Source organism: Pseudoxanthomonas sp. UTMC 1351, from assembly GCF_040948865.1.
Taxonomy (GTDB): domain Bacteria; phylum Pseudomonadota; class Gammaproteobacteria; order Xanthomonadales; family Xanthomonadaceae; genus Pseudoxanthomonas_A.
Map to the genome: position 1 here is coordinate 1 of NZ_JAVGJT010000028.1, position 19,770 is coordinate 19,770.

Sequence of the window (19,770 nt, forward strand, 5' to 3'; positions counted from 1 at the left end):
GAAACCTGGCGCAAGGATCGCTACGCCAGCTTCGATGCCGGCGCCGGCCGCGACTTCGAAGCCGGCAAGAGCAGCCTGGCGGATCTGCGCGAGTATGCCGTCAAGACTGGCGAACCCACCCAGCGTAGCGGTCGCCAGGAAGCTTATGAGAATCTGTTGAATCAATACCTGCTCCGCTGACGCAAGTTCTCGCCACGCGTCACCGCGCGCCGTCGTTCAACGCGACCCAAACTACTTGTTGATTTGGAACAATTCACTGAAATTGACCGGCTCCGTTCCCCCCACCCTTGCCCTCCCCCGCGATGCAGGGGAGGGAAAATCGAAGGCACTCAAATTATTTGAGTGCCGCATTCATAAGGTGTCCACATGACCAGCGTATCGCTCCCCAAAGCCTCCACGGCGGACGGGGAAAACACCAAGTTCATCATCCTGATCAGTTGCGTCGCCACCATCGGTGGCTTTCTGTTCGGCTTCGACAGCGGCGTCATCAACGGCACCGTGGATGGGCTGAAGCAGGCATTCGGCTCGGATGCGGCGGTCACCGGATTCAACGTGGCCTCGATGCTGCTGGGCTGCGCCGTCGGTGCGTTCTTCGCGGGACGGATGGCGGATTTGTACGGCCGCCGCGCGATGCTGATCGCGGCGGCGGTGTTCTTCATCGTGTCGGCCTGGGGTTCGGGCATCGCCACGTCGTCGTTCGAGTTCGTGATCTATCGTGTGCTCGGCGGCCTGGCGGTCGGCGCAGCCAGCGTGATGGCGCCGGCGTACATCAGCGAAGTGTCGGCGGCGCAGTACCGCGGCCGGCTGGCCACGGTGCAACAGATCGCGATCATCGGCGGTCTGTTCGCCGCATTCCTCAGCAATTATCTGCTGGCCAAGATCGCCAGTTCATCGCTGGCCGAACTATGGTTGGGGTTCGAGGCCTGGCGCTGGATGTTCTGGATCGAACTGTTCCCGGCGGTGCTGTTCCTGGTCGCGCTGCTGTTCATTCCAGAGAGCCCGCGCTACCTGGTGGCGCGCGGTCGCCGCGAGAAAGCGCAGGTGGTCTTGGTGAAGCTGTACGGCAACGAATCCGGCACGCGCAAGTTGGCGGAGATCGACGCCTCGCTGGCGACCGACCATCACCGGCCGCGGCTGTCGGACCTGATCGACAAGGTGCGCGGCCGGGTCCGTCCGATCGTATGGGTCGGTGTCGGCCTGGCCACGTTCCAGCAACTGGTGGGCATCAACGTGGTGTTCTACTACGGCGCGGTGCTGTGGCAGGCGGTCGGCTTCTCGGAAAACGATGCGCTGCTGATCAATGTGTTGTCCGGCGCGCTGAGCATCGGCGCATGCCTGGTGACGGTGGCGCTGATCGACCGGATCGGGCGCAAGCCGCTGCTGTGGGTCGGCTCCGCGGGCATGGCGGTGACGTTGGGCCTGGTGACGCTGGCGTTCGCCAGTGGCAACTTGGAAAACGGCAAGCTGGTGCTGAGCGACAACATGGGCATGCTGGCGCTGGTCGCCGCCAACGTCTACGTGATCTTCTTCAACATGTCCTGGGGCCCGGTGATGTGGGTGATGCTGGGCGAGATGTTCCCGAACCAGATCCGCGGTTCGGGGCTGGCGGTGGCGGGGCTGTTCCAGTGGGGCAGCAACTTCCTGATCACCTGGACGTTCCCGATGTTGCTGGCGGGCATCGGTCTGGCGGGTGCGTACGGGCTGTACGCGCTGGCAGCGTTCATCTCGGTCTTCTTCGTGCTCAAGTACGTGCACGAGACCAAAGGCAAGGAATTGGAACAGATGGAAGGTTGACGCGATCCATGCGGTTGGGGGCGCGCAGTTGCCGCTCCCGCCGTTCTGCTATGACGTCCAAACCTCATCTTCCGCATCTCATCGTTCAACGCTTGATGGAGCCACGATCTTGAACACACCTGCTTTGCCTTCCCGTCTTCGTCCCGCATTGCGGACGAGTTTGCTGTTGGCCATTCCCGTAGCGCTGGCGTTGTTGGTGTCAGGCTGCCGCGACGGAAACAAAACCGACGATGCAAACAAGCCCGCGTCCGCCACGTCCGCTTCGCCGTGGCCCTCCGTGGCCTGGCCGGTGCCGGAAGATCCCGCTATCGAAAAGCGCATCGACGAACTGCTGGCGAAGATGACGGTGGAAGAAAAGGTCGGCCAGATCGTGCAGGGCGACATCGCCAGCCTGACGCCGGAAGACGTACGCAAGTACCGGCTGGGTTCGGTGCTGGCCGGCGGTAATTCCGATCCGGACGGCCGATACGACGCCACTCCCGCCGAATGGCTGGCATTGGCCGATGCGTTCTACGACGCGTCGATGGATACCAGTACGGGCGGCAAGGCGGTCCCGATCATCTTCGGTATCGATGCCGTGCACGGCCAGAGCAATATCGTGGGCGCGACCTTGTTCCCGCACAACATTGGCCTGGGCGCGACCCGCAACCCAGACCTGATGCTGCAGATCGGCAAAGTGACCGCTACCGAGACGCGCACCACCGGCATGGAGTGGGCGTTCGCGCCGACCGTGGCGGTGCCGCAGGACGATCGCTGGGGCCGCACCTATGAAGGCTATTCGGAATCGCCGGATGTGGTGGCCAGCTTCTCCGGCAAGGTGGTTGAAGGTCTGCAGGGCAAGGTCGGCTCGCCGGACTTCCTGGACGGTTCGCACGTGATCGCATCGGTGAAGCATTTCCTCGGCGACGGCGGCACCACCGGCGGCAAGGACCAAGGCGATACCAAAGTCGACGAAGCCGAGCTGGCGCGCATCCATGGCGCGGGTTATCCGCCTGCGATCGCGGCGGGCGCGCAGACGGTCATGGCGTCCTTCAACAGCGTCAACGGCGAAAAGATGCATGGCAACCAGCATCTGCTGACCGACGTGCTGAAAGGCCAGATGCATTTCGGCGGTTTCGTCGTCGGCGATTGGAACGGGCATGGCCAGATCAAGGGCTGCACCAACGACAACTGCCCGGCGACGATCACGGCCGGCCTGGACATGGCGATGGCGCCGGACAGCTGGAAGGGTTTCTACGAGTCCGCGCTGGCGGCGGTGAAAGCCGGCACGCTGCCGATGGAACGACTGGACGACGCCGTGCGGCGCATCCTGCGGGTAAAGTTCCGCCTGGGTCTGTTCGAAGCCGGCAAGCCTTCCAAGCGTCCGCTGGGCGGCAAGTTCGAATTGCTGGGCGCGCCTGAGCACCGTGCGGTTGCACGCCAAGCGGTGCGTGAATCGCTGGTGCTGCTGAAGAACCAGGACGGCGTACTGCCGCTGGATCCGAAGAAGACAATCCTGGTGGCCGGCGATGGCGCCAACGACGTCGGCAAGCAGTCCGGCGGTTGGACGTTGAACTGGCAGGGCACCGGCACCAAGCGCAAGGATTATCCGAACGCCGATTCGATTTTCGAAGGTATCGAGCAGCAGGCGAAAGCGGCTGGCGGCAAAGCGGTGCTGGCGGTCGATGGTCGTTACACGCAGAAGCCCGATGTTGCCGTGGTGGTGTTCGGTGAGAATCCCTACGCCGAATTCCAGGGCGATATCGCTACGCTGGCGTACAAACCCGGCGACGACAGCGACCTGGAACTGATCAAGCGCCTGAAGGCCGAAGGCATTCCGGTGGTGGCGGTGTTCCTGAGCGGACGGCCGCTGTGGGTCAATCGCGAAATCAATGCGTCCGATGCGTTCGTCGCCGCATGGCTGCCGGGTTCGGAAGGCGGCGGTATCGCCGACGTGCTGCTGCGCAAGGCCGACGGCAGCGTCGCGCACGACTTCAAGGGCAAGCTGAGCTACTCCTGGCCGCGCACGGCGACGCAGTACGCCAACAACGTGGGGCAGAAAGACTACAACCCGCAGTTCGCGTTCGGTTATGGCCTGACCTATGCCGATAAAGGCGATGTTGCACCGCTGCCGGAAGACTCCGGCGTGTCCGGCGAACAAGCCGTGGCAGGGGTTTATTTCGCCCGGGGGCAAGTGGCTCCGGGAATGACGCTGCGGATGGAAAACGCGGAAGGCCATGCCAGTCAGGTCGCCGCGTTGCCAGCGGCCCTGCATGACGGCAGCCTGCGCGTCACCGCGGTGGATCACAACGCCCAGGAAGATGCGCGTCGCTTGTCGTGGTCCGGCGATGGCAAGGCCAGCGTCGCACTGCTGTCGTCCACACCGCTGGACCTGTCGCGCGAAAGCAATGGCGATGTTTTGCTGGTACTGACCGTGCGGCCGGAAACGTTGCCAGCCGGTGACATCAACGTAGGCGTGAGCTGTGGTTCCGGCTGCGCCGCGCAGTTGCCGTTGCGCGACAGCTTGGCCGCATTGCCGAAGGGCGAATGGACCACGGTGGGCATACCGCTGAAATGCTTCGCCACCGCCGGTGCCGACGTAAGCAAGCTTGATCAGTTGCTGCGGTTGGAGACGGCCGGCAAGACCGAGTTGTCGTTGTCGCGCGTTGCGCTGGGAGCGATGAATGAAGCACAGCATGTGGTGAAGTGTGCTGTGCAGTAAGCAATAAATGCAGCGTCGCAGCTTTTTCGTAGAGCGGAGCTTGCTCCGCTGCTTTTGAGTTCCGTGTGCACACATCGAAGAGCAGCCGAGCAAGCTCGGCTCTACGAAAGCACGGAAGAATCCCTTGTAGGAGCGACTTACGTCGCTCCTACAAGGGCGGCGAACCCAACGCCTTCACACCATCTTCTCCAGCCGCAGCCCAGAATGCAGGGTTGCAATGCAGTCCATTGCCTGTAATGCAGGCCATTCCACACTTTGCGATATTCATGGCAGGTTAGTGCGCTGCCGGGATAGATGTGTCTTCGAACTCCGGATATGTTTGGCTGGTGCAAGCGGATCACGCTTGCACAAATTTGGTTCGAATAACCCATCGGCGCCGCATGAATGGCCGAAGTGGACTGCAAAACGCGATTGATCAATACCGCCAGGATTTGGCAAGGTGTCGATAACCCTTAGGCCGGCCATCGGATATGGCGGCCCAGAATCCGAAGGTGGCATGCTTGAGAAAGATCGACCGTACATGGGTGCGTACTTGGGTGATGGGGAGCTGCCTGTTGGCGTTGTTCGGCTGTAGCGCTGGAGGGCCTACCCGAGAACTGCCGCCGGCGGATCCTGTCAGCGAAGCGCTAGGCAGGCCCGAATACAAGATCGGGCCGGGCGATCTGCTTAAAGTGCAGGTTTTCCAGGTCGAAGACCTCGAGCGCGACGTACGGGTCGACAATGCCGGCAAGATCTCATTGCCCCTTATTGGTGCGGTCGACACAGCGGGTTTGACCATCAGCCAGATACAGGACCTGGTAGCCGCGCGTTATCGCGACCGCTATCTGCAAGATCCGCAGGTCACGGTTTCCCTGATGGAATCGCCCAATCAAAAAGTGACCGTCAGCGGTGCGGTGGAACAGACCGGCATCTATGCGATGGGTGCTCCGCACCTGACGCTGCAACAAGCGGTGTCGTTGGCCAGAGGTGTCAGCAATGTCGCCAATCAGCACAACGTTATCGTATTCCGCACGGTGGGCGGCGAACGCATATTCGCCCGGTTCGATTTGATCCAGATCCAGGAGGGCAAGCTGCGCGATCCCGATATCTACGGCGGCGACATCATCATCGTCGACCGCTCCGATACGCGAGTGTGGCTGCGCACATTGGTTGAGCTCACGCCTTTCGTCGCGGTATGGCGGGCCTACAACCGATGAACGCGAATGTCCGAGCCGACTCATTGCGCCAGTCCGACTACGACGCCCCCATCACCGCCACCTTGGCCGAGTTTGGCCACGCCATCCTTCGCCGATGGTGGGTGGTCGCCGGGATCGCCACGATCGTGGTGCTGGCGGCGCTGGCGGCAAGCCTGGCGATGACGCCGCAGTACCGGGCGACCACCACGCTGCAAATCGAGCGCGAGGCGATGAAGGTCGTGAACATGGACGACCTGATGCCGACCGAATCTCCGATGGATCGCGACTTCTATCAAACGCAGTACGAGCTGCTGATGAGCCGTTCGTTGGCGCGCCGGGTGATCACCAAGGCCGGGTTGGCGAGTCATCCGCTTTACAAGGAAAACGTCGAGGCCGCGCTTGAGAAATACGAGGAGGCCGCAGCCAGCAAGCGCGCTTCCGATGAGCGCGTGTCCGACAAGCTCAACACGTCGAAGCAGGCGCTGATCGAACGTGCGCTCACCGGCTCGGTGCTCGCTTCGTTGAAGGTCGAGCCGGTGCGCAACTCCCGTCTGGTGAAGGTGAATTTCGACTCGCCGGATCCCGAACTTTCTGCACGCGTCGCCAATACCTATGCCGAGGAATTCATTGCCAGCGGCCTGGAGCGCCGGTTGGAAGCGTCCACATTCGCCACCAAGTACCTGTCCGAACGCCTGGCCCAGCTCAAGCAAAGGCTGGAAGATTCGGAGCGGAACTTCGTTGTCTTCGCAGGCCAGGAGAAGATCGTCTCCTTGGGAGACGGCAAACCCTCATTGCCCGCGCAGAATCTGACGGAACTCAATGCACTGCTGGCGACAGCGCAGGACGCGCGCATTCAAAGCGAGGCTGCCTGGAGCCAGGCGAGAAACGCGAGTGGCCTGGCGCTGCCTCAAGTCGTATCCAATCCCCTTATCCAGAACATGCTGCAGACGCGAGGGCAGCTGTCCGCCGAGTACCAGCAGAAACTGAGCACGTTCAAGGCGGATTATCCCGAGATGTTGCGCTTGAACAGCCAGATCAGCGACATCGATCGCCAGATCAACATGCAGGCCACCCATATCCGTGCCTCGATCAAGGCGCAATACGATGCAGCTTTGCTGCATGAGCAGATGCTGGAACAGCGTATCGAACAGTTGAAGGGCGACGAACTGGATCTGCAGGACCGCAGCATCCGCTACAACATGCTCAAGCGCGAAGCGGATACCAATCGCCAGCTGTACGACGGCTTGTTGCAGCGCTTCAAAGAGATCGGCGTGGCAGGCAATGTTGGCGCCAACAATATCTCCGTGGTCGACAACGCGGACGTGCCCACTAAAAAGTACTCGCCACGCATCGGGTTCAACCTGGCGCTGGCCGCCGTCTTCGGTGTTTTCCTCGGCTTGATCGTGGCGTTGCTTCTGCATGTCCTACGACCAAGCCATAGGCCAGTTTCGTGATTGAACATTACCAATTGATGACCACACGCACGCACCGGTTGGGTGCATGAGTGAACGCAGTTCGAGTGCGCTTCTCGCCTACAGAATTTTCCGGGATCGCGACAACGATCAAAATCGTACGTATGCGTGATTCAAAAAATTCGCGGACGAGTTTCGGAAATCCCGCACAGATCGCAGTCCGTAAGTGACGCGTGTCGTGAGGTTCAGTCCAACTCCCCATTCGTTTTGGGCGACGAATCACGTTTGACCATGCTCGGCTTGATCGGGTCCACCAAAAATCACAGTGGCTCACACTTCCTTCACGCACTATTGAACTATGTTGCAGTGCAGCGAAAACAATCGTACGCTCGAGAACAAGGGTTTTTGAATGAATGGAATAGTAAAGACAACGGATGGAGTCGGCGGAGTTTCCAACAGCTTTTTCCACCAGTAAGCGAGCTTGTCGTTAGACCCGGGGTCGATGCGGGAGGGCATCGAGGAAGGCGACGACAAGGTGACTAAACAGCACGGTTCGCGCTTTGACGTCCCCCCGCGTCAAGCCTGCACCGAGCATGTTGCGGAATACTCAAAATGCTTCTGGCAAATATCAGCGCCGATACTTCGGCGTCTTCCCCCCGTTTGCTGTCCAAATACTCCACTGCCGCGGATCTGTGTCTCAGGTTCGCGGATTTGTCGGTCGTGTTGGCTTCCGCCCTGATCGCCTACCGGCTTCGTTTCGGGGAATGGATACCCGCCATCGAGTACCGGATTCCCATCAGTACATCGCTGCTGTTCGCGATGATCTGCTTCAACGTGTTTCCGCTGTATCGCAGCTGGCGCGGGCGTGGCGTACTCCGCGAGGTCGCCATGTTGGGCATGGCCTGGACCGGCGTGTTCCTGCTGTTCACCGTGCACACCTGGAGCTTGCAGCTTGGGCAGGACACCTCGCGTCTTTGGGTAGGCTTGTGGTTCGTGATCGGATTCGCGCTGCTGGGCATGTCGCGGACGATCGCGCGCAGCGTGCTGTACTGGATTCGCAGCCAAGGCATCGATGTTCAACGCGTGGTCGTCGTGGGGCTGCGCCCGCCGGTGGTCAAGATTCATCGCTATCTGCGCCAGAACGCCTGGGTAGGTATGCAGATGGTGGGTTACTTCAGTACCCGCGAAGATATCGTTATCGCTGAGCGCACTGAGCTGCAATGCCTGGGCGATGCGGACCATCTGATCGAGTACCTGGCTACCGACAGCGTGGAAGAGGTGTGGATATCGCTCCCGCTGGGCAAGCTGGACCAGATCAAATCGGTGCTCGCCAAGCTTGAGCAGACGCCGATCAAGATCAAGTTGATTCCCGATATCTCCGATCTGGCCGTGCTCAACCAGTCCAGCGAGCAGCTGGGCAGCGTGCCGGTGATCAATCTTCGCCAAGGCAGCGGCGCTCCGGACAATTCGTTCTTCGTCACCAAAGGCGTGGTCGACCGGGTGCTGGCACTCATCGCGTTGATCATCCTGTCGCCGCTCATGATCGGCATTGCCATCGCGGTGAAGCTGAGTTCCCCCGGCCCGGTGCTGTTCCGGCAGAACCGACACGGCCGCGGCGGCAAGATTTTCCAGATGCTCAAGTTCCGCTCGATGCGCACAGACCAGGAACCCAGCGCAGAACTGAAGCAGGCCACGCGCTCCGACCCGCGGGTGACGCGAATCGGTGCCTTCCTGCGACGCAGCAGCTTGGACGAGTTGCCGCAGCTGTTCAACGTGCTGGGCGGCAGCATGTCGATCGTCGGTCCGCGTCCGCATGCGGTCCAGCACAACAGTCACTACGGCCGGCTGATCAACTGCTACATGCACCGCCACTATGTGAAGCCGGGCATCACCGGATGGGCCCAGGTTAACGGATTCCGTGGCGAAACGCCCAGGCTGCGCGACATGAAGAAGCGCGTTCAATACGACATGGACTACATCCGCCGCTGGTCGCTTTGGCTGGATATGAAGATCATGGTCCTGACGGTGGTGAAGGTACTTGGTCAGAAACAAGCGTACTGAGTTGGCCGGATGCAATCGCACGCGCTGCCATGGACAGATCCGCGGGTGACGGCGCGTACCGGCGGCGCGCGGATCGATGACGCGCGCACGCGGGGTGATCGCCTGAGGAATCAGGCCGTAGCGGCGCTGCTGCTGCTTGGTGTGGGCTACAACTTCGCGCTGGCGGCATTCAACGCCAACATTTTTTCCATAGGTCCGTCCGCCGCCTATGCGGTCGAACTGGTGGTATATGCCGGTTGCTTCCTGTTCGGTCTGCGCACACTGGGGCGCGAAGGCATCTTGCTGGTGCTGACCGGGCTTGGGCTGGTACTCGCGTTCAATCTGATCCGCTTCCTGGATACCTGGCGCTTTGATCTGAAGCTCGCGCGCGACGCGATCATCCCGTTCGCTTTTCTCGCATTGGGTACCGCCTACCGCGGCTCGCTGCGCAAACTGGTGTTGTGGCTGGCGATCATCGTCTCGCTGGTGGCCGTGTTCGAAATGGCGTTGCCAAATCTGTACGGCGATCTGGTCAATCCTCGCAGCTATTTCGTCAACACGCGCGGCAATGTCGAGGAAGATTTCTGGAACGACAGCAAGCTGTACGTAAGCGCCACGCGTCCCGGTGAGCGCAACTGGCTGGCCGGATTCGAGCTGCCGCGGGTTTCCTCGATCTTCGTCGAGCCCGTGACGATGGGAAACTTCATCATCTTCTTCTGCGCGGTGGTGGTCACTTTCTGGCGTTCTCTGCGTTTGGGCGGCATGTTGTTCTCGCTGATGCTGATCCTGTTCCTGTTGATTGCGTCCGATGGGCGGCTGGCCAGTGCGACGTGCCTGTTGATGCTGTTGCTCGCGCCGTTGCTGCGGCGAATCGATCAATGGCTCGCGGCATCGATCTTCATCGGCGTGCTGCTGGTCGGCGGGTTCGCGGTGTGGGCGCTGGGCGTCGACGCTTACCAGGACACATTGCTGGGGCGCGTATTCGTGTCGGTCGATGCCATCGTCAATCTGAGCCCGCGCGAATGGTTCGGGCTCGATCTCGCGGCTCCTTATCGGTACTCCGACAGTGGCATTGCCTATTTCATCGCGGCGCAATCGATCGTCATCGTGTTCGCGTTCCTGTTGGGCTACTCGTTCCTGCTCAGGATGCCCACCAGCAACGGTCAGCTGTTCAAGAATCTTTTCATGCTGGCGTTCGCGCTGAGCCTGCTGGTCTCCAACTCGTATTTTTCGATCAAGACCGCGGGGCTGTGGTGGTTCGCCTGCGGCTACCTGTGGCGGCTGCAGGCCATATCCGCAACACCCATTGCCAGCGATTCGCAGGTACCGCCGATGCCTGGCCGTACGCACGCCATTGCAGCCGCTACATGAAGGGAGTGAGGAAACGACATGGCGTCGAATACAGAAGCCGTCCTGCAGCGCCAACGCGCCATCGCGCCGGTGATGCCCGAACGGGATCCACGCATCGATGCCGCCAAGGGCGTGGCGATCGTACTGGTGGTGCTGGGGCATGCCAAGGGCATACCGTCCTGGTTCACGGTGCTGGCATACAGCTTCCACGTGCCGCTGTTCTTCGTGCTGTCTGGCTGGCTGTCCGATCGACGCGATGCCTACAGCTTGCGGCAGTTGCTGGACACCTTGGTACGGACCCTGCTGGTGCCGTATGTCTTCTTCTTCCTTGTCGCGTACGCCTACTGGTTGCTTACCCGCAACATCGGCGAAAAGGCACTGCGTTGGGGCCAGTTGCCCTGGTGGGATCCGCTTATCGGATTGCTGAGCGGAATCGGGCCGCAGTTGTACGTGCATCCCGCGCTGTGGTTCCTGCCGGCGCTGTTCGTTACCGCGTTGGCGTATCAGTTGCTACGCCGGGTGCTGCAGCCGGAGATGATCGCACTGCTATCGCTGCCGCCGGCGCTGGCCTGGATCCTGGCGTTTCCAGGTGCCGGACTGCGGCTGCCGTTCGCGCTGGACGTCCTGCCGGTGGCGCTGCTTTACTACGCCGTTGGCGCGGTCGCGGGCAGAAGCGCTTCCTTGCCCCGATCCATGTGGGTGGGCTGCACGGCAGCGCTTCTCATTGCCGTGCCGTGGCTGTTGTTGGCGTGGAGCAACGGCCGGGTCGATATCAATCAGCTGCGGTTTGGCGCCACGGCGTGGAAGTTTCTCATCGCAAGCCTGCTCGGCACATCGGTGGTCCTATTGGCCAGTCCTCTGGCGGCGCAATCGGCGGTACTGCGATGGATCGGCCGCAACACACTCTTGATTCTATGCACGCATATTCTGGTTTTCTTCGCCCTGTCCGGCGTCGCGGCACTGGCGGGCCTTTTCCCGGCAGGCACCAAACCTGGCGCCGAGTGGGCGGTTACGGTCTCAATATTCTCGATCGCGCTGTGCGTACCCATGCGCTGGGTGCTGCTGCGCTACGCGCCGTGGGCACTTGGTCTTCGCAACGAGACGGTGGGGGCGGCGGCATGAGCAGACTGCCGCTCGTACCGGCGGCTTCCAAATCACCCGGAGGCTGCGCATGAAGGTGGTGCATGTCGTCCGTCAGTTCCACCCTTCCGTGGGCGGCATGGAAGAGGTGGTGCTGAACATCGCCCGCCGGCATCTGGAAGCCGGCCGCGACCAGGTGGAAGTGCTGACGTTGGACCGGGTTTTCCGCGAGGACGGAAAACGCCTGGACGCGAGGGAAGTCCATGAAGGCGTGCCGGTACGCCGTTTGCCGTACACGGGGTCCACGCGTTATCCCCTGTGTCCACAGGTGCTGGGTGCGCTGCAGGGTGCCGACGTCGTGCACGTGCATGGCATCGATTTCTTCTACGACTACCTGGCCATGACGCGTTTGCTACACGGCAAGCCGATGATCGCCTCCACCCATGGCGGCTTCTTTCACACCGCGTATGCATCGAAGTTGAAGAAGCTCTGGTTCGGCAGCATTACCCGCGCATCGGCACGCGCGTACCGGCGCATCGTGGCCACCAGCCAGAACGACGGCGACACGTTTGCCGAAGTGGTCGCGGCCAAGCGTTTGCGCGTGATCGAGAACGGTGTAGACATCCAGAAATTCGCAGGCAAGGGCTCGCTTGAGCCGGGCAAGACCATTATCAGCATCGGCCGCTGGTCGGTGAACAAAGGCATCCCCGAGACGCTGGACCTGCTTCAGCAGCTTGTTGCGCAGGACAAGGCGTGGCGATTGATCATTGCCGGTCGCGAATTCGACCTCACCCGCGCCGACATTGCGAAGGCAATAGCCACGCGCGGCCTGCAGGCGCACGTGGACGTCGAGAGCGCGCCATCGCAGGCCGAGCTGGCGCGGTTGCTGTCGCGTGCCCAGTATTTTGTCTCGCTGTCGCATCACGAGGGGTTTGGAATTGCCGCGATAGAAGCCATGAGCGCAGGCCTGGTTCCCATCCTCAGCACCATTCCGCCCTATGCCAAGCTGCATGCGGAATCGAAACTGGGCGTGCTGGTCGACGCTAATGCTCCTGGCGCCGCGGTCCAGGCGATCCTCCGGTTAGCGAAGGTTAGTCCGGATGTCTTCTTGTCGCAGCGTGAACACGCCATGCGCCACGTCGAGCGCTACGACTGGCGCGAAGTAGTGGACTGTTATGTCGATGAGTACCAGCAAGCATTCGCCGACACTCGCAGGCATGCCCAATGATGCCGGCCGCTTCCGCCATGGCAGAGAAATCTCAGCAGCGTTTCATCGTGTTGCAATCCACCGGCCGCCCGGATGAAACCACCAATCCCTATCTGGTGCAGTTGTTGCGCGCTTTGCCTGACACCGTGGACATCAGGTATTTCTCTGTACGCGATGCGCTGCTGTCGCGCTACGATCTTTTCCATGTGCATTGGCCGGAGTATCTGATCCGCCATCCCACGGTGCTGGGAACCTACGCCAAGAAGTTCTGCCTGTTTTTGTTGCTGTTGCGCCTGTGGATCGCGCGTGTCCCGATCGTCAGGACGCTGCACAACGTTCGCCCGCATGAGCAGGGCGGTCCGATCGAGCGCTTCCTGCTAGGTTGGCTGGACCGCCTGACCACGCGGCGGATAAGGATCAACGCCGCCGCGCGCGATGCCGACCCCGCGACCGACACGATCCTGCATGGCCATTACCGGGACTGGTTCGCAGCGCAATCGGTACCCTCCAGCGTGCCGGGGCGGCTGCTCTATTTCGGATTGATCCGCCCCTACAAGGGCGTTGAAACCCTGATCGAAGCGTTTCGCGGCATGCCCGAATCTTCCGCCACGTTGCGCATCGTCGGCAATCCGGCCACGCCCGCCATGCGTGAAGCAGTGGAGCAAGCGTGCCAGGCGGATCCACGCATCAGCGCGCGCTTGGAATACGTGGGCGACGATGTGCTGGCGCGCGAGATCGGCGAGGCCCAGTGGATCGTATTGCCGTACCGCGAGATGCAGAACTCCGGCGCGTTGCTGCTTGCGCTGTCGCTATCGCGACCGGTGCTGGTGCCACGTACCGACGCAAACCTCGCCATTGCCGAAGAAGTCGGATCGGAATGGGTGCGCATGTTCGACGGAAGCCTGGATGCAGGACTTCTGTCGGACGTACTGGGTACCCGATTCGAGAGCACGGCCATCGCGCCCGATCTGTCCCGGCGCGATTGGCCCGCACTCGGAGAACGGCACTACCACACCTACCTGTCAGCGTTGCGCACCATGGCGGATGGGGACAAGGCCTAAATGGCTGTGGAGAATCCGAACGAGATCGCACGCGGCACGCCACCGCCGTCGCTGGCCCGCTTGGCGGCGAGTGGCGCGCTGGTGACCATGGGCAGCCAGGTGGCGAAGATAGCGGTGCAGTTCGGCGGCATCGTGCTGTTGGCACGGCTGCTGACGCCACGCGATTACGGATTGGTAGCGATGGTGGTGGCGATCATCGGCGTAGGCGAGGTGCTGCGCGATTTCGGGCTTTCCTCTGCCGCCATCCAGGCCAAGAATCTCAGCCGCGAGCAACGCGACAACCTGTTCTGGATCAACTCCGGCATCGGCCTGCTGCTGGCCGCCGCTGTTTTCCTGGGTGCCGGCGCCATCGCCGATTTCTATCGCGAACCGTTGCTGCGCGCGATCTCCCAAGCGATTTCCGTCACGCTGCTGCTCAACGGCCTGACCACGCAGTTCCGTGCACACCTCAATCGCGACATGCGCTTCGGGCCACTGGCCTTGGCGGATGTCGGCGGTCAGCTGCTGGGCCTGGCTGCTGCCGTGGCGACGGCGCTATTGGGGTGGGGCTATTGGGCGCTGGTCGTGCAGGCGCTGGTGCAGGCGTTGGTGATCCTGGTCTTGATGGCGGTGGCGACACGCTGGTTGCCAGGCCTGCCGCGGCGCTCCGCGGGCATGGGTGGCTTGCTGCGCTTCGGCGGCAACCTGATGGCGTCGCAGCTGTTGAACTATCTCAGTACCAACATCGGGCAGATCATCATCGGCAGCCGCCTGGGGCCTGCGCCGCTGGGCCACTACAACCGCGCATTCGCCTTGCTGATGATGCCGCTGACTCAGCTCAACGCGCCGGCCACCACCGTGGCGCTGCCGATCCTGTCGCGCCTGCAGGGAGATCGCGAACGCTACTCGGCGTTCCTGCTGCGCGGGCAAGCCACGCTGATGCATTTCATCATCGCCATCTTCGCCATGGCCTGCGCGCAGGCTGGGCCGCTCATCCTGCTGGTGTTGGGCCAACGCTGGCAGATGACGGTGCCGATCTTCCAGATACTGGTTGTCGGCGGTGTGTTTCAGGCAGCGGGCTACGCTGCTTACTGGGTATTCCTTTCCAAAGGCCTGACCGGCGCGCAGCTGTATTACGCGATTGTCAGCCGCACGCTGGTGATCGCCTGTATCGCCATCGGATCGCAATGGGGCGTGCTGGGCGTCGCCACCGGCTATGCCTGCGGATTAGCGCTCTCGTGGCCGTTGGTGCTGTGGTGGCTGTCTCGCGTTTCGGATGCGCCGGTACGCCAGATGCTGGTCAACGGTTTGCGCGCCATGGCCGGGTATGGGTTGTGTGCATTCGCCTCGTATATGGCGTCCGCGCAGTTCGCCGCGGCGTCGCTGTCGATGCAGTTGGGCGTCGGGATTGCCACCGCCGTTGTCGCGTTCGCAGTGCTTTGCGCGGTATGGCCGGCGTTCCGTCGTGATGTTGTCGACATCCTGCACACCCGCACGTTTTTCAGGAGCGCGAAAGCGATGGAGTTGAAACGATGATCGAACATTCGCAGGCGCAAGCTTTCGGTACTTCCGCGCGCAGCGGCGCGGAACCCAGTCGCTTCCTGGTGCTGTCGGCGCACGACTACCGTACGCCGCGACGCGCCAATATCCATTTCATTACCGACGAATTGGTCAAGCGCGGGCAGACGCGGTTCTTCTCGCTCCGCTACAGCCGCTTGTCGCACTGGAAGAAAGACAATCGGCTTTTCCTGGATCCCCGGGCCAACACGATGGAGCGTCATGGCGGCGTCGAGTGCTTCCTGTGGAAGGCGCCGCTGCATCCTTTCAATACCCGCCGTCGCTGGCTGCGTCCGCTGGAGCAGCTGATGTTCGCGTGGTACGTACGGCAAGCGCCGCCAGCGTTGATCAAATGGATGCGCGAAGCGGAGGTGATCATCTTCGAAAGCGGCACCGCCGTGGTCTTCGTGGAACTCGCCAGAAAGCTCAATCCATCCGCGCGGCTGATCTACCGCGCTTCCGACAGCCTGAGTGCCATCGACACCGCCGCGTACGTTGAACGCAGTTTCGCGCGCGTGGCCGCCAGCATGGATGCGATCGCGCTGGTATCGCCGGCCATGGCCGATGAAGTGGCGAGCCGGCACAACCTGTACCACATCGGACATGGCATCGATCCGTCGATCGATACGCTTGCCGATCCCTCGCCCTATGGCGCTGGGCTGCATGCGGTATCGGTGGGATCGATGCTGTTCGACCCCCGTGCCATTGCCACCGCCAGCCGGGCGTTTCCGCAGGTGACGTTCCATGTGATCGGTTCGGGGCGTGGGACGATGCCCGAATATGGCGACAACGTGAAGGTGTATGGCGAGATGCCGCATGCGCAGACATTGCGCTACATCAAGCACGCCAGCTTCGGCATTGCCCCGTACGCGTCCGCCAACATACCGGCGTACCTGGCCGATAGTTCGCTCAAGTTGCTGCAGTACGATTTCTTCGCGCTGCCGGCCATCTGCCCGCACGTTATCGTTGGCCGCTATGCGTCGCGGTTCGGTTACACGCCGGGCGATGAGGACTCGGTCATCACTGCGATTCAGAGTGCCCTGGCCGCGCCGCGGATCCGCTCGCGTCAATGTTTGAGCTGGTCCGAGACTGTGGACCGCCTGCTCGCACCGGAACGTTATCCGGAAACCCGCATCGTGCCGGATACCGGCATACGACGACCATCGACCGCGCCCGCCGGCGCGATTGCCTAATTGATTCGGAACAACATAGTTTGAAATTGACCGAATCAATTCCCCAACCTTGCCCGTCCGGCTCGGCGCAGCACGCCGAGCGTTCGGATGGCCCGCGCGGCAGTGCCGCGCAAGCAGCCCATCCTCACCCCCCGCAATGCGAGGGGAAAAGGAAGCCACCCAGCTCGTTGAGTGCCGCATCTATTAGGAGAAAGTTCTTGTCCTTACTCGAATCTTGGCTAGAGCGCGAGCAGCGGCGTGCGCTGTATTGGTGGCAGCCGAAGAACGGCGAAGTCAACGTCGGCGATTATTTGTCCAAGGTAACCGTCGTGGCGATGCTCGCCTTGCGCGATCTTGACCTGCTGGAAAAGCGCGACAAGAGCCGGCGGCTGTTCGCCATCGGTTCGGTGCTGCACAACGCTCTTGACGGCGAAACCGTCTGGGGGAGCGGCATCAACGGCAAGATTCCCCAGGCGCAGCACCGCTTTCGCGATCTCGATGTGCGCGCCGTACGTGGACCGCTGACCCGGCGGACGTTGATGGAGCGTGGTATCCAGGTGCCGGAGGTGTACGGCGATCCCGCATTGCTGATGCCGTTGCTCTTTCGCAAGGAACTGATCGACACAGCGAAGCGGCATCCTTTCGTTGTCATACCGCATTTCAATGAGGCCCCGGAGAAATATGCGGCCTACCGGCATCAGCTGGTTTTGCCGACCGCCAAGCCACTGGCATTCGTGGCGGCCTTGCTGGGTGCGGAGAAAGTGGTGTCCAGCTCCTTGCACGGCGTGATCCTGGCCGAAGCCTATGGCATTCCGGCGGTGTACCTGGACAGTGGAAATGGCGAACACCAGTTCAAGTACGACGATTACTACCAGGGCACCGGGCGGGAGAAATGGCACGCGGGCCGTTCCGTCGAAGAGTGCCTGGACCTGGGTGGCAATGCGCGTTTCGATCTGGAGAATATCCAGGCGTCGCTGATGCAGGCGTTTCCTTATGACCTATGGTGATGTTTCATCGGACACGCCTGAGTCGCGCGTGGTGAGCCATGTGCCTGACGCCGGGCAGGCGCTTTTCCTGGGCGGTTACAGCGTCTATTCGCTCCCGCGCGAAACGCTGGAAGCCCGGGTGATGGATGCCTGCGATCAACGCAGCAAGCTGCAGGTGTTCTTCGCCAACACCAATTTCATCGTCGAATGCAGGCCTTTGATTCCGCGCTTGCGGCGGCCCTCGGTGTGTATCGTGAACGATGGCATCGGCATGGACTTGGCGGCGTTGCTGGTTCATCAGCGCCGGTTTGCCGAGAATCTCAACGGCACCGATTTCATTCCCTATCTTTGCGGCCGCAGTTGGCGGCCGCTGCGGTTCTTTCTGCTGGGTGGCCGGGCTGGCGTCGCGGAAAAAGCCGCACTGCAGTTGATCGATGGATTGGGTCAGCAAGTCGTGGGAACCTGCGATGGGTACGCCGAATTTGCCGCTGCAGGAGACAACCTGGCGCGGCAGATCAACGAATCTCACGCGGATATCGTGCTGGTTGCGTTCGGCAACCCAAAGCAGGAAGCCTGGATTCTGGACCACTGCGATGCGGTGGAGGCGCCGGTGATGTTCGGGGTCGGCGCGCTGCTGGATTTTCTGTCAGGAAGCGCGAAGCGGGCGCCCGAATGGGTGCGGACCCTGCACCTGGAATGGCTGTTCCGGCTATCGCGCGAACCGCGCCGCCTGCTGAAGCGCTACAGCTGGGATCTGATCCGGTTCTTCGGGATATGCCTGCGGGCGGGTAGGCGGGCCTAGGACTGCTATCGCGGCCCAGCATTTCACGTAGAGCCGAGGTCCAATGTTGGCTGTGCGCCGGTGCCGGCATGCCGGCACCGCTCCCACAAGGAATCATCCGCGCCTTCGTAGAGCCGAGCTTGCTCGGCTGCTCTTGTTCCGTCTAGACCCGGCAAAGAGCAGCGGAGCAAGCTCCGCTCTACGAAAAGGCCTTAAGCGGCTATTCGCTATCGCCTGCCGTTGCAACGGCCTTATTGCACCGCGGGGCAGAGCTGCGGGGCGCGAGAGCAAGTGAGAGGGCCCGCCATGTAACGCGATGTAACGCCCTACCAGAACACAGGCGTAATCCCATCAGTGCTTTACCCGCCGAAATTCACGGTCCCTTCGCAAGAGAAGGGTACCGTCTCACAGGGATAACCCTTAACGTTGCCGCAGTACATCCCATGACGGATCGTCTGCCAGCCGTCGGCGTGTCCTTGTTCTGCAAAGTCTGATGTCAGGCGTCTTGATTCACCCACCCCTGAGATAGGTAGACTGTTACTGTCGTCACAGTGCGCATGGAATTGTTTGCGCGGTTGGATTCCCCCACCGAAGGTTGAAAAATTGATGCAGGCAACGCGATCGGAACTCGATCAGATCGCCGTCGTCGAGGACGATGACGAGTTCCGGGAACTGATGGTCTCCGATCTTTCCAGCCGCGGCTTTGCGGTAGTGGGAATGGACAGTGCCGAAGCGCTCTATCGGTACCTGTCGATACGGCGGTGCCATATCGTGGTATTGGACGTCGGCTTGCCCGGCGAAGACGGCTATTCGGTGGCCCGTCACCTGCGGCAGATGTCTTCCGTCGGCATCATCATGCTGACCGCTCGCGGGGATGCCGGGGACATGGCGCGCGGCTTCGATACCGGTGCCGATCTCTATCTGATCAAGCCCGTGGACCTGGATGTGCTGGCGTCGGCGGTCACCAGCCTGCAGCGCCGGCTTGCCTCGACCAAGGCCCCGGCCCCCAGCAAGAAGAACGGCAGCTGGTCGCTGGTGGCCAGCGGATGGACCTTGAGCCCGCCGCACGGAGAAGAGATCGCGCTGGCGGAAGCCGAACGTGCGTTTCTCCAACCTCTATTCGCCAATCCCGGGCAACCTGTCGCACGCGAAACGTTGATCAACGAACTCACCGACAAGCCCTGGGAATTTGATCCGCATCGTCTGGAAGTGCTGGTGCACCGGCTACGCACGCGGGTAAAAACCGCCACCGGCTTGACACTGCCGATACGCGCCGTGCGTGGAGTGGGATATCTGTTTACTGATGGCGATGGCTCGCAGTAGCGTCGCAACCGGTAACCCGTAGCCAAAAGCGGTGAGCGGTGAGTGGAAAAGGCGCCTTGCTTTACCTCCCCCCTTATTAAAGGGGGATGACCCGCCATTCGGCGGTTGAAAAGCATCTGAGGGGGATTTGCTTTTGCTCTTAAGACAAAAGC

General features: G+C 61.6%; 14 protein-coding genes and 1 pseudogene. All 15 read left to right on the forward strand.

Annotated features, from left to right (window positions below; all coding sequences use genetic code 11):
• Positions 1-180, forward strand: a pseudogene (locus tag AB6O04_RS16840) (xylose isomerase); the annotation flags it as partial.
• 186 nt (positions 181-366) lie between these two features.
• Positions 367-1,794 carry a sugar porter family MFS transporter gene (locus AB6O04_RS16845; protein ID WP_368565353.1) on the forward strand — a complete coding sequence of 476 codons (1,428 nt, stop codon included), beginning with the start codon at positions 367-369 and terminating at the stop codon, positions 1,792-1,794.
• Between the two features lie 109 nt (positions 1,795-1,903).
• Positions 1,904-4,495: an exo 1,3/1,4-beta-D-glucan glucohydrolase gene (locus AB6O04_RS16850; RefSeq protein WP_368565354.1), complete on the forward strand. Its 2,592-nt coding sequence runs from the start codon at positions 1,904-1,906 to the stop codon at positions 4,493-4,495.
• A 500-nt stretch (positions 4,496-4,995) separates the two neighbouring features.
• Positions 4,996-5,691, forward strand: a complete 696-nt coding sequence (locus AB6O04_RS16855; RefSeq protein ID WP_368565355.1) for a polysaccharide biosynthesis/export family protein — start codon at positions 4,996-4,998, stop codon at positions 5,689-5,691.
• Entirely contained in the window at positions 5,670-7,124 is a 1,455-nt protein-coding gene (locus AB6O04_RS16860; RefSeq protein WP_368565356.1) for a GumC family protein, read from the forward strand. The genes AB6O04_RS16855 and AB6O04_RS16860 overlap by 22 nt, the downstream gene beginning before the upstream one ends.
• Positions 7,125-7,694: 570 nt before the next feature.
• The gene (locus tag AB6O04_RS16865; RefSeq protein ID WP_368565357.1) at positions 7,695-9,143 is read left to right on the forward strand and encodes an undecaprenyl-phosphate glucose phosphotransferase; all 1,449 of its coding nucleotides are present in this window, start codon (positions 7,695-7,697) and stop codon (positions 9,141-9,143) included.
• Positions 9,144-9,152: 9 nt separating this feature from the next.
• Positions 9,153-10,493, forward strand: coding sequence for a polysaccharide biosynthesis protein GumE (locus AB6O04_RS16870; protein WP_368565358.1), 1,341 nt, complete (start codon positions 9,153-9,155; stop codon positions 10,491-10,493).
• An 18-nt stretch (positions 10,494-10,511) separates the two neighbouring features.
• A complete protein-coding gene (locus tag AB6O04_RS16875) occupies positions 10,512-11,594 on the forward strand; it encodes an acyltransferase family protein (RefSeq protein WP_368565359.1) in 1,083 nt (360 codons plus the stop codon).
• Positions 11,595-11,643: 49 nt separating this feature from the next.
• Positions 11,644-12,780 (forward strand): glycosyltransferase family 4 protein, encoded by a 1,137-nt coding sequence (locus AB6O04_RS16880; protein WP_368565361.1) that lies wholly within the window; start codon positions 11,644-11,646, stop codon positions 12,778-12,780.
• Between the two features lie 17 nt (positions 12,781-12,797).
• Complete coding sequence (locus AB6O04_RS16885; RefSeq protein ID WP_368565362.1) at positions 12,798-13,820, forward strand: glycosyltransferase; 1,023 nt, start codon at positions 12,798-12,800, stop codon at positions 13,818-13,820.
• Positions 13,821-15,335, forward strand: a complete 1,515-nt coding sequence (locus AB6O04_RS16890) for a lipopolysaccharide biosynthesis protein (protein ID WP_368565363.1) — start codon at positions 13,821-13,823, stop codon at positions 15,333-15,335.
• Positions 15,332-16,549: a glycosyltransferase family 1 protein gene (locus AB6O04_RS16895; protein WP_368565364.1), complete on the forward strand. Its 1,218-nt coding sequence runs from the start codon at positions 15,332-15,334 to the stop codon at positions 16,547-16,549. Before AB6O04_RS16890 ends, AB6O04_RS16895 begins: the two co-directional genes overlap by 4 nt.
• A gap of 197 nt (positions 16,550-16,746) precedes the next feature.
• Positions 16,747-17,535 (forward strand): polysaccharide pyruvyl transferase family protein, encoded by a 789-nt coding sequence (locus AB6O04_RS16900; protein WP_368565365.1) that lies wholly within the window; start codon positions 16,747-16,749, stop codon positions 17,533-17,535.
• A complete protein-coding gene (locus AB6O04_RS16905) occupies positions 17,522-18,316 on the forward strand; it encodes a WecB/TagA/CpsF family glycosyltransferase (protein WP_368565366.1) in 795 nt (264 codons plus the stop codon). The genes AB6O04_RS16900 and AB6O04_RS16905 overlap by 14 nt, the downstream gene beginning before the upstream one ends.
• A gap of 585 nt (positions 18,317-18,901) precedes the next feature.
• The gene (locus AB6O04_RS16910; RefSeq protein ID WP_368565367.1) at positions 18,902-19,618 is read left to right on the forward strand and encodes a response regulator transcription factor; all 717 of its coding nucleotides are present in this window, start codon (positions 18,902-18,904) and stop codon (positions 19,616-19,618) included.
• Positions 19,619-19,770: the final 152 nt, after the last annotated feature.